The organism is Rhizobium sp. RAF56 (assembly GCF_052113965.1).
In the GTDB taxonomy this organism is placed as follows: domain Bacteria; phylum Pseudomonadota; class Alphaproteobacteria; order Rhizobiales; family Rhizobiaceae; genus Rhizobium.
Map to the genome: position 1 here is coordinate 1 of NZ_JBFRDU010000072.1, position 11,606 is coordinate 11,606.

Annotated in this window: 6 protein-coding genes and 2 pseudogenes; 5 read left to right on the forward strand and 3 right to left on the reverse strand. The window is 55.9% G+C overall.

Going from position 1 to position 11,606, the window contains the following annotated elements; translation table 11 throughout:
- From AB4048_RS28000 to AB4048_RS28010, 3 genes and pseudogenes are all read left to right on the forward strand, one after another.
- Positions 1–118, forward strand: a pseudogene (locus tag AB4048_RS28000) (IS110 family transposase); the annotation flags it as partial.
- A gap of 799 nt (positions 119–917) precedes the next feature.
- Positions 918–1,223: a DUF982 domain-containing protein gene (locus AB4048_RS28005; protein WP_442205229.1), complete on the forward strand. Its 306-nt coding sequence runs from the start codon at positions 918–920 to the stop codon at positions 1,221–1,223.
- A 189-nt stretch (positions 1,224–1,412) separates the two neighbouring features.
- Positions 1,413–1,889, forward strand: a complete 477-nt coding sequence (locus AB4048_RS28010) for an ATP-dependent DNA ligase (protein ID WP_442205234.1) — start codon at positions 1,413–1,415, stop codon at positions 1,887–1,889.
- Between the two features lie 144 nt (positions 1,890–2,033).
- Here AB4048_RS28010 and AB4048_RS28015 read toward each other — a convergent pair whose 3' ends face one another.
- Positions 2,034–2,720, reverse strand: coding sequence for a hypothetical protein (locus tag AB4048_RS28015; protein WP_442205230.1), 687 nt, complete (start codon positions 2,718–2,720; stop codon positions 2,034–2,036).
- 375 nt (positions 2,721–3,095) lie between these two features.
- On the opposite strand from AB4048_RS28015, the gene AB4048_RS28020 reads away from it, so the two are divergent.
- Positions 3,096–3,488 carry a DUF1236 domain-containing protein gene (locus AB4048_RS28020; RefSeq protein WP_442205231.1) on the forward strand — a complete coding sequence of 131 codons (393 nt, stop codon included), beginning with the start codon at positions 3,096–3,098 and terminating at the stop codon, positions 3,486–3,488.
- A gap of 59 nt (positions 3,489–3,547) precedes the next feature.
- On the opposite strand, the gene AB4048_RS28025 is transcribed toward AB4048_RS28020, so the two are convergent.
- Positions 3,548–5,071 carry a response regulator gene (locus tag AB4048_RS28025; protein ID WP_442205232.1) on the reverse strand — a complete coding sequence of 508 codons (1,524 nt, stop codon included), beginning with the start codon at positions 5,069–5,071 and terminating at the stop codon, positions 3,548–3,550.
- 10 nt (positions 5,072–5,081) lie between these two features.
- Positions 5,082–10,557, reverse strand: a pseudogene (locus tag AB4048_RS28030) (HAMP domain-containing protein).
- 297 nt (positions 10,558–10,854) lie between these two features.
- Between AB4048_RS28030 and AB4048_RS28035 the strand changes: the two are divergent.
- The coding region (locus AB4048_RS28035; RefSeq protein WP_442205233.1) for an IS4 family transposase at positions 10,855–11,606 on the forward strand (752 nt) is incomplete at its 3' end.

Below are 11,606 nucleotides of genomic sequence, written 5' to 3' on the forward strand. Positions count from 1 at the left end.
GAAGCGCATCGGGATGAAAAAGGCAAAGGTCGCCGTTGCCCGAAAGCTTGCTGTCATCCTTCACTGCATCTGGGTCGATGGCACCACCTTTGAATGGAGCGCCGGGAAAGTCGCCTAAGCTAACCCCCAGTTTGCTGGCCCTAGACGGGACTGCAATATCCCCGCCGGGACGGTGGTTGTGGTGACTTCGGTCAATCGGCTGGTGGCCTGACAGGCACATCCATGGACACGTTGAAGCACCCGACCCGAACACCATCGTGAGGCGACGACCTCGGAAAGGACCATGACCCGGCAAGGATGTTGCTGGCGCTTGACAAACATCCGCAATTGAAGGGCCGATTGACATCTCATTTCGCGTTGATTTCGTGGGTCCTGCGGGTGCAGCGGTGCAGTGGTCCCTCTTCGCTCGCCCCCGGTGCTTTATGCCCGGCCTGCGCGGCCAACTTCGTATGGTCATATCCCAAGAAACTAGCCCCGGCCTTCGCGGCTTTTGTTGCCCGCCCGCGTCCGGTGTCCTCGCTTCCGCCAGCCAAGGGACTTGCCGGCCATTTGCTCAGCGTTCAGCCCTATGCTGGGTCGGTCGGAGAGGAAGAAGAATGGGCGCGAACCTTGCCGGGTGCGTAATAGGGATGACGCAAACAATAGTGTTCTGCTCGTCGGTTTCCTTCCCATCGCAGAAGAAACCACTGTACGAAATGGAACAGTAGGGCCTGGGGACCCAGCGCTTCCGGAACGATTCCGGAGTTGCCCTGTTAGGTAGTTGGCGAGCCCGTCGTCAACAACTGCCCAAGAGCTGGGATTGGGCGTTTCTACTTGGTTGGGCTCGCCGCCAAGGCGACAACGGATCCTCCTGCATCTTGAACCCGCCGCTGACCTCTCCTAAATCCCCGGCGCTAACCGAAGCCAAGGAAGTAAACATGGCACTCGACTTTTTTGACCGTCCCATCTATGCGAAGCGGAAATATTTCATTCAAGAAATCACCGGTCTTGACGAGGTTCTAGAGTTTCTCGACGAATGGCCTGCGGATAAGAGAAACTTGGCATACGAGGCGATGTCCCGCCTGTGCCGACAGGCAGCCGGAGGAACATGCTCTGCGGAGGTCTTGCGAGAGAATTTCAGGCGATTCCTAAAACAAAACGACAAGTTGGCGGAAATTCAGGACATGTCTCCATTCCTCAGGCGGAATACAGATCGTAACATTGGTGGAAGCGGCGGACAGTAAGGCAGCTTTATAAGTGCGCGGCAAGTTGTTGACCGCCGTACTGAATACTTGGAAAAAAAACATAAGGGTGGCGGGCTCTTCCATTTCGCGCGATACCGCGTCGAAAAATTGCGTTTGGTTGGGACGAGCAATCGTCGCAAAGTCCGAACGGCCTGGGACACTTCGCTACACGCCGTCGCGCCGCCCGAGATGCTAAGGCGGATACTCTGCTGCAGGATACCCCCAAAAGGCGACGCTTGGATTTGCGAGATTAAGTTGGACGGTTATCGCCGGGCCGTTCGTGTCGAGCCGAACAAGGCTCGAATCCTTGGGCCTGATTGGACAGATCGCTTGCCCACAATTGCTGACTCTGCCCGCGGGCTCAACCGTACGATGATTCTCGACGGCGAGGCTGTCGTGCTCGATGAGGAAGGCCGCCCGACTTCGTTGCAGCAGGCGCTGGGCGGTCGAGGCGGCAAGTGCCGATCGGGGAAGGCCATCTTTACGTCCTCGACCGGCTTTATCTCGATGGTCGCGGCCTCACCCGCTTGCCATTCCCTGAACGTCGCGGGGCTCTTGGCTCCTCTTCGACTTTACGAATCGCCCAATGGTGGAAATCGAGTTTCCCGCATGGGTCGCCGCGCGCCGTGCGTGACGCCACCTTCGTGCGTTACTGACACGAAGTAGTGTCATCTCGATGGAGGACCGCTCAAACGCCCGTTGCCTAGCCAGGCCAAGAATGGCGAGCCCGCAATGGGCCAAGAGTTCATTTATCGAAACATGGCAAAACGCTGTTGGAAGGTTTCTTTCGTGGCTCTCGTGTCCGCGCTCCTATTCATTGCCACCTTTCCGGCTGGCCCCCTTGCATTGCGCGCGCGGACCGCCCGAAAACGGCTGATAGCTGTTGTCTTCATCCCTATACGATCGATAGCGGGAATGGCGCCAACCGCTCTTGGCTGACGTTTCAAATGAATCGCCGTGGGCTTTCGTAGGTTGTGATGAAATCCCTGACTGCGTGGCCATTGGATCGCGAAATTCAAATCGCTGTGCCTCGCTATCCGCAATTTTGATCTTGGGTGGGAGCCGTTCGAATGTTTGAGCAGTTTGATCAACCCGAGTTGGCTTGCTTGTCCATATGCTCGCATCGAGGCTCTCGAACTTATGCGTCTCATATCGAGGCGTGAGTTCGGAGGCCGCGAAAACGACGCAAACCAGCACCGTTGAAAACAAAATAGTTGCCAATGCAGGCGCGATCACGGACTTCATCAGCGGTCTGAAATAGCCGATGTAATGCGTCGATGGTTGTTTGGTTCCTCTGGCCGCCACATTTGAACTCGACCCAAAGCGCTTCACCGTCCGCAGGGTCCCTCGGCTATTGGCGAAGGCGGTGGCGTAGAAGGATGACTGCCATGGCGCAAAGGCCCTTAGAGGCCGGCAGAGATGGTAGCTCTGCCAAGCGGTTGAGTTTTCATATACGCCGCCGGCCACAGCGTTTGGCGTCGTCGTGTTCTCGGTCATCGCTCAGGGCGGCACCATGCCCTGGCTGATGAGGAAGCTAGAGTTCAACAACAACAGCAGCGGGTTAGCTCGGCTTAGCAGCGCGTGTGCGAGCCTCCTCGGTCGCCGCCGACCGGATGTAAGCTCCGATGTCCGGCCTCAGCGTCGTGTTCCTGTCGCTGCTAGTCGCCCGAAAAAAGACGTTCCTGTTATGGCGCTGTTAAAGTTGGCTCACCGTCACTCGCCGTGCGCAAGTTGCGACTCGCCAGGAACGATGCTGCGCCGATGTCGCCCGAGCAACCATGATTCGAGAAGCGCATGGGCAGTCGTCGATGGAACGCCTTCCTAGTTTTCTCGTTCCTACCTCGGTGGTCGCGCTAGAGAAGGAGAATTGCAATGCACAAAATATCCGTTTTGGCGAGCGCTATCATGCTTGGTGGCTTGGCCACTAGTGCCTTTGCCGATGGTGTTGTTACCGGAGCAGCCGGTGGAGCTATTACCGGTGCGGTTGTTGGTGGTCCGGTCGGTGCCGCAGTCGGTGGCGTTGCTGGCGCCATCGTGGGTGGCGCGATCGACCCACCGCCAGCCCGTGTGGTCACGTATGTTCAGCAACAGCCCGTTTCAGGCACCGTTGTCGTTAAGGATCCGATCGCAGTGGGGCGGCCCATCCCGTCAAATGTTGAGCTCATGCCCGTGCCCGACGATACGCACTATTCTTACGCAATCGTGAACCATCAGCGCGTTATTGTTCAGCCGCAATCGCGGAAGGTGGTTCAAATTATACAATGACATAGCATGGCCCTGCCCGCAAAAGGCGGGGCCATTTCAATACTTTTGACTGCTTTGGATTATCGATAAGGGGGCGGCTTGGCAGCGATCGCTTGAAATAGTGCCTTCTCTAGCTCATCTTGAGTAAACGGCTTTGTGAGACGTGGCAGCTTCGGATTCCGTTGTTCTTCAGGTAGTTCAGCATAACCCGAGGCGAGAATTACAGGCAAACCTGGGAAAGAGACGGTAATCAACCGGCCCAATCCTGCTCCAGTCATGCCAGGCATAGCGTGATCGGTGACCACCAAGTCGAATCGATTGTTTGCACTAAGAAGCTCGAGTGCTTGAGACGCAGAGGATACCTCTGTCGCCGTATGGCCAAGATCGTCCAGCATTGCTGCCGTTCCCATACTCACTAGCGGGTCGTCATCTACGACAAGCACTGAAAGAGCTGCCAGTGCTGCATGTGAGGATTTCGCGGAGCTTCCTTCCAGAACTGGCACACCCCTGGAGTGATGCTCCTCCGCCACGGGCAGCCAGAGGGTGACCGTCGTGCCCGCCTTTAAGACGCTAGATATTTCCAGTACGCCTCCGGATGGGGCGGTGAGACCTTGGATCATCGACAAGCCAAGCCCGGTTCCCTTTCCAAGGCCCTTTGTTGTAAAAAAGGGCTCTGTTGCGCGGGATACGGTGAGCGCGTCCATACCGTCCCCGTCGTCGGAAACCGAGATCCTGACATAGTTTCCTCCTGTAAGGCCGGAGGGAAGAGGGTTCGCGGTGCAGACCGCATCGACCGTGATGTTGCCGCCATTGTCCATTGCATCACGTGCGTTCACGAAGAGGTTGAGCAAAGCCAACTCGAGCTGATTGTTATCCACCAGAATACGCGGAAGATCTGCAGGGATTTGCGATCTGATTTCGATCCCCGGCCCGACGGCTTTGCACAGTAGGTCTTCCATACTTTCAAAAAGTTTCTGGAAATCGACGGGCTGTGGTTTCAGATCCTGACGGCGAGCGAAAGCCAATAGACGTTGTGTTAAAGCCGACCCACGTTCGGCCGCCTGTACTGCATTGTTCACCAGACGATCATTTCTCTCATCTGCTGGAAGTCGCTTCTTCAAGAGGTGAAGACTTCCCAGTATAACCATGAGAAGATTGTTGAAATCATGAGCAACGCCGCCTGTCAGATGGCCAATCGAATCGAGTTTTTGCGCCTCAAAGAGCTGCGCTAGCGCCTCTTCACGCTCCTGGGTTCTCTGATCAATTCTCTGCTCGAGTTCTTCATTCAGCTTTCGAAGTTTCGCTGCTGCGGCGTAACCGCGTAGTCTATCGGGCTCTGCCATCATTACCGCCGATACAAAGATAATTGCAGTCGACTGATAGCGGGGATGCTCCCTGATCGTTCTGACGAGCTCGAACCCGTCCTGCTCAGGCATGCAGACGTCGACCAGGATCACGGCCACATCGTTTCGAAGCAGGTATTCCAGTGCCTCTCGTCCGGACTGAGCCTTTAAGAGATTTTCGCCTAAGTCCTGAAGAACTACCTCGTAACTCAGCAATTTTGCAGGCTGATCGTCCACTAGTAGTATGTTTACAGCGTTCACAGCCATGTCCTCAACGATGCAGCCACATGCGCAGAGCGGAGAGCAATTGCTCGGTGTTCACGGGTTTTGCGAGATAGTCAGACGCGCCCGCCTCAAGGCACTTTTCCCTATCACCTTTCATTGCCTTCGCTGTGAGCGCTAGGATGGGAAGACGGCGGAACGTTGGATCGGAGCGAATGACCTGCATCGTTTCATATCCATCCATCCCTGGCATCATGATATCCATCAACACGATGGCGACATCTTTCTCCTGCCGGATGACATCGATCGCCTCGCTTCCGGTCGTTGCAGTCAATACCCTCATGCCTCGGCGTTCCAGCACGCTGCTTAGTGCGAAAATGTTTCGGGCATCGTCATCGACCAGCAAAACAGTCTCTCCTAACAGGTCCCGGTCGGAACTGTGGAGTTCCTCCAGCATCGCCTGCTTGACGGCAGGCATATCCGCGACTACGCGGTGGAGAAACAGCGCCGTCTCATCGAGCAATCGTTCAGGCGACTCTACTCCTTTCACCACGACGCTTCGAGCCATACTATGGAGCTGGGCATCCTCCTCTGGTGAAAGCTCGCGACCCGTAAAGACTACCACTGGGACTTCCGCTATCTGATCATCGTCGCGCATCTTCTCGAGGACCTCGAAGCCGGTCATGTCCGGCAAGGAGAGATCCAGGACCACACAATCGGCAGGATTTTGTTTCAACGAGGTCAAGGCGTCCGCACCCGATGCGACGCTGGTAATTTCGATATCCTCGTGACCAAGGAGCGCGGTTACACTTGTCCGCTCCGCCGCACTGTCTTCAACGAGAAGGAGCCGCTTGCGACGCTGTGGTTGGGCAAAGGCTTTCAGCTTTGAAAAGGCCCGGCCAAGCCCTTCCGGCGTCGTTGGTTTGCTCATGAAGGCGAACGCCCCGCGAGTAAGGCCGTGCTGTCTGTCTTCGTCGAGACTAATGATCTGGACCGGAATATGCCTGGTAGCTGCGTTTTGCTTCAGTTGGCTGAGCACCGTCCAGCCGAGCATATCAGGGAGGTAAATATCGAGTGAAATCGACGCCGGCTTGTAATCCTGTGCCAGGGTGAGCGCTTCGCTACCCCTTATAGCAATCAAAACCTTGAAGCCATTGTCGTGAGCAAGGTCAGCCAAGGCACGCGCATAGTGGGGGTCATCCTCGACAATTAAAAGGACGGCATCGTTTGGTGCAATATTCGACCGGTCGTCTTGCACCCTTTCTGTCGGCCTGTCGGCTCGACGAGCGGCTGCCTCGGCTAGTTGCACAATATTGCTGCGAGCGCGGTCCGACTTTGCTGGGACAGCGCTCGGACCGACAAAGGTCAGCGGCAGGTACAACACGAACGTACTGCCAACGCCCGGGCTGCTACGGAGTTGGATCTCTCCTCCCAAGAGGTTTGCAAGCTCGCGGCTGATTGCAAGCCCCAGTCCGGTGCCCCCATATTTCCGGCTTGTGGAAGCATCTGCCTGTTGGAATGCTTCGAAGATAATGCGCTGCTTTTCCGGCGGGATACCAATTCCCGTGTCAGCCACCTCAAAACTGATAACGGACGGGGCATGCATCAGAGAAGGATGATCGGGTGACCAACCGCTCGTAACCGCCGCAACTTTGAGCGTAACGCCTCCGACGGCGGTAAACTTGAATGCGTTGGACAAGAGATTCTTGAGAATCTGCTGAAGCCGTTTTGAGTCAGTGATGATGCTTCCTGCGACGGTATCTCCGACTTCCACTGAAAACGAAAGATCGCGGTTCTCCGCCTCATGTTTGAAGGGGCGGGACATCACTTCCAGCAGATTATTGATGAAGATTTCCTCCGCGTCGACGGAAACAGTACCGGATTCAATTTTCGAAAGGTCAAGAATGTCGCTGATTAGGTTTAGAAGATCCGTACCCGCGCCATGGATGGTCTTCGCGAATTCAACCTGTTTGCTTGATAGATTGCCATCAGGATTGTCTCCCAATTGCTGACCTAAGATGAGAATCGAGTTTAGCGGAGTGCGAAGCTCGTGTGACATGTTTGCGAGAAACTCCGACTTGTACTTTGACGTCAGGGCCAGCTCTGTGGCTTTTTCCTCCAGGGCATGGCGAGCCTGTTCGATTTCCTGGTTTTTCGCCTCCACTTCAACATTTCGTTCCTCAAGCTGTTGCGCTTTCTGCTCCAGCTGTTCGTTGGTCTGCTGCAGTTCTCTTTGTTGCGACTGAAGTTCCGTGGCGAGCTGCTGTGACTGCTTAAGTAGCCCCTCCGTCTGCATCGTCGCTTCGATCGAGTTCAGAACGATGCCGATTGAGGTCGTCAGCTGATCCAGGAATGACAACTGCAGCTCTGTAAATTCGCCGGCGGAAGAGAGTTCGATTACCGCCTTGACCTGGCCCTCGAAATGAACCGGTAGAACGATTGCGCTCTTCGGTAGGGTGGTAAAAACGCCGGAACTGATGGGCACGACGTTATCGGGAAGGTTCGTGATCAGAATGCGGCGAGCATCGATAGCACATTGCCCAACCAAGCCCTGGCCCAGATCAAGACGAGCGGGATGGTTGGCCTCTATGCCATGTGCATAGGTCGACAAGAGAGACAGCATTGGCTGACGCTCATCGGCATCAACCTGGTAAATCACGCCCTGATGCGCTCCAACCAGCGGTGCTAGCTCGGATAGAAGCATTCTACCCACCAGGGTAAGATCGCGCTGACCTTGCAACATATTGGTGAAGCGGGCGAGATTGGTCTTGAGCCAGTCCTGTTCAGTGTTTCGCTCCGTCGTCAGTCGGAGATTATCGATCATCGTGTTTATGTTGTCTTTGAGTTCGGCAACTTCACCACGCGCCTCTACTTGGATCGAACGGGTTAAATCCCCTTTGGTGACAGCGGTGGCGACTTCCGCGATCGCGCGAACCTGAGTTGTGAGGTTTGCAGCCAGGAGGTTGACGTTGCCAGTCAGATCCTTCCAAGTCCCCGCCGTTCCGGGCACGTTCGCTTGACCGCCCAGCCGTCCTTCCACACCCACTTCGCGCGCGACGCTCGTGACCTGATCCGCGAATGTCGCCAACGTGTTTGTCATATTGTTGATGGTTTCGGCGAGGGCGGCGACTTCCCCTTTTGATGCGACCGTCAGGTTCTGCTTGAGGTCTCCGTTTGCGACCGCCGTAACTACCTTTACGATTCCGCGCACCTGTTCTGTAAGGTTGGCGGCCATCACGTTAACCGTATCCGTCAGGTCTTTCCAGGTACCGGCGACGCCCGGAACTTGGGCCTGGCCGCCTAACTTTCCTTCGGTCCCCACTTCGCGTGCGACACGTGTGACCTCGCCAGCGAAGGCATTGAGTTGGTCGACCATCGTGTTTATCGTATTTTTAAGTTCGAGGATTTCGCCTTTGACGTCGACGGTGATTTTACGGGATAAATCCCCTCGAGCGACTGCGGTCGTCACTTCTGCAATATTGCGGACTTGGGTCGTCAGGTTTGCGGCAAGCAGGTTGACGTTATCTGTCAAATCTTTCCACGTTCCCGCAACACCCGGCACCACTGCCTGGCCACCGAGCCTTCCATCAGTTCCGACTTCGCGAGCCACACGTGTGACTTCACCCGCGAATGAACGCAACTGATCGACCATGGTGTTGAGGGTATCTTTCAATAGTAGGATTTCGCCCCGAACGTCGACGGTGATCTTCCGTGACAAGTCTCCGTTGGCGATTGCAGTCGCCACTTCCGCGATGTTGCGAACTTGTGCGGTCAGGTTGCCAGCCATGGAATTCACGCTGTCAGTCAGATCTTTCCAGGTTCCCGCGACGCCTGATACCTGCGCTTGCCCACCCAGCTTACCTTCAGTCCCAACCTCGCGCGCCACACGAGTGACCTCGCCTGCAAAAGCATTAAGCTGGTCGACCAGTGTATTGATCGTGTTTTTCAGCTCAAGGATTTCGCCTTTGACGTCGACGGTGATCTTGCGGGAGAGATCACCCCTCGCAACCGCAGTGGTGACCTCCGCAATGTTGCGCACTTGGCCAGTGAGGTTGGAAGCCATTGAGTTGACGTTTTCAGTCAGATCCTTCCAGGTTCCAGCGACCCCGGGCACCTGGGCTTGTCCGCCGAGCTTACCTTCAGTCCCGACTTCCCGCGCCACACGCGTCACCTCTGATGCAAAACGGTTCAGTTGATCGACCATCGTATTCAGGGTTTCCTTGAGCTGAAGGATCTCACCCTTGACATCGACGGTGATCTTCCGAGACAAATCTCCATTGGCGATCGCTGTTGATACTTCGGCAATGTTCCGCACTTGGGCCGTCAGGTTGGACGCCATTGAATTGACGTTGTCCGTCAAATCCTTCCATGTTCCAGCGACGCCAGGAACTTGTGCCTGCCCACCTAGTCTTCCCTCTGTTCCAACTTCGCGCGCCACACGGGTAACTTCGCCAGCAAACCCATTCAGCTGATCAACCATCGTGTTGATGGTTTCCTTCAGCTCGAGAATCTCACCAGAGACGTCGACGGTGATCTTCCTTGAAAGATCTCCCCGTGCCACCGCTGTCGTCACCTGAGCGATATTACGAACCTGCGCAGTGAGGTTACCGCACATCGCATTTACGGAATCCGTTAAGTCTTTCCAGGTGCCCGCGACACCCGGCACGAGAGCCTGCCCCCCCAACTTGCCTTCAGTACCAACCTCTCGCGCAACGCGGGTCACCTCTGATGCAAACGACCGGAGCTGGTCGACCATCGTGTTAATGGCTTCCTTGAGTTGCAGGATTTCTCCACGGACGTCGACAGTTATTTTCTTGGACAAGTCCCCGTTGGCCACCGCAATTGTGACGTCGGCGATATTGCGAACTTGTGCCGTCAGGTTTGACGCCATCGAATTGACGCTCTCGGTCAGATCCTTCCAGACTCCCGTAACTTCGGGGACTTGGGCCTGTCCCCCGAGCTTGCCGTCCGTACCGACTTCGCGGGCTACACGCGTCACCTCTGAGGTAAATACGCTAAGCTGTTTGATCATGGTATTCACGATTCCGGCGGATCGGAGAAATTCGCCCTTGAGTGGCCGACCGTCGACATCGAGGGGGCACTGTCTGCAGCAGATCGCCTTTTGCGACGGCCGTCATGGTGCGGGTTACAGCGGTAGTGGGCCACAATAAGTCATCGATGAGGGTGTTGATCGACCCTTCCATATCGGCCCAAGCCCCGTCAGCGAGGCCAAATCGGACGCGGGTGTTGGTGCGCCCATCGCGACCTACTACCTGGCCAACGTTTTCGAGCTGCGCGGCCATCTTTTGATTTGCTGCGATTATATCGTTCAGGGTATCGGCAATTTTACCTGTTACTCCGGTTAGATCGGACCGCATTCTTACAGAAAAATCGCCTCTTCTGACTGCGAGAAGCGTTTCCAAGAGTGCGCTAGCGGTTCCAACACTGGATTCCCACGGTGCATCATTCTGGACATCGTCTGTGGCCGCAACGTCGTGTTGAGAGGTCATGACTTTCTTGTTCATCTTTACGCTCCGATTGTGTTGCGTAATCTAGCGCCGGATGGGAAAAAGGCTACAGCCACTCAGAGCGCGTTTTCTCCATAACTCTATAGATTTCAGATAGCTCGGTCGTCCTCGTGCACAGTACACGACAGTGTATCGGCGGGCGGCGCGATRTGATGGAATGGAGGATTCTTCAGCAAAAGGATCCTTCGATGACCACCAGCCTTCGCACCGCCCTGATGAGTTGTTTAGCGCCGCATTTGGGTTTGAGCAAATCCCGCCTTGAGACGCTTGCGGTCTTCCTGATGGCGCTGATCCATGGCCAGCAAGGACGTCAACATCCTGATGCTGGCTATCGTCACCCGCCGCTTTCGTGTGCCGCTGCTGTGGAGCGTGCTCACGCATTCGGGAAACAGCAGCAGTGCACAACGCATCGCCCTGATGCGGCGCTATCTGGCCCTCTTCGATGCCGCCTCCATCGAATTGCTTCTGGCCGACCGGGAGTTCATCGGCGCCGAGTGGATCAAGTTCCTGATCGAAAACGWCATTCCATTCGCCATCCGGGCCAAGGAAGATCAGCGCATGGCTCTTGCCGACGGCCGCTTGTGGTCACTCAAGTCCCTCCTGCGCACCAAACGCGCCCGGCACACCACCCAGACCCTGGACGTCTTCCTGCCCGGCACGCTTATCCGCCTGCGTCTCGCCGCCAGACGCATCAAGGACGGCGAATGGCTGATCATCATGACCAATAGCTCAGAACCAAAGCGCGCCTTGCAAGCTTACAAGCGGCGATGGGCGGTCGAATGCCTGTTCGCCGATACGAAAACACGCGGCTTCAATCTCGAAGACACCCGTCTGACAAACCCCGCCAAGGTCGAGACGCTCACGGCTCTCGTCACGCTCGCCCTGACATGGGTCTACCGCACCGCATCCACCGAAATGCGCATGGCTGCCATCAAACGAAAAAGCCATGGCAGACGGGAGAAATCCTGGTTCCGCATCGGTTTCGATGCCCTGCGAAACCATATCATCCATCAGCCCAAAAACGCTGAACTCGCATGGACAACCGC

Bases quoted from the DNA above. Each gene is read 5' to 3' on its own strand.
- AB4048_RS28005 (WP_442205229.1), top strand. From the start codon at position 918: ATGGCACTCGACTTTTTTGACCGTCCCATCTATGCGAAGCGGAAATAT.
- AB4048_RS28010 (WP_442205234.1), top strand. From the start codon at position 1,413: ATGCTAAGGCGGATACTCTGCTGCAGGATACCCCCAAAAGGCGACGCT.
- AB4048_RS28015 (WP_442205230.1), bottom strand. From the start codon at position 2,720: ATGACCGAGAACACGACGACGCCAAACGCTGTGGCCGGCGGCGTATAT.
- AB4048_RS28020 (WP_442205231.1), top strand. From the start codon at position 3,096: ATGCACAAAATATCCGTTTTGGCGAGCGCTATCATGCTTGGTGGCTTG.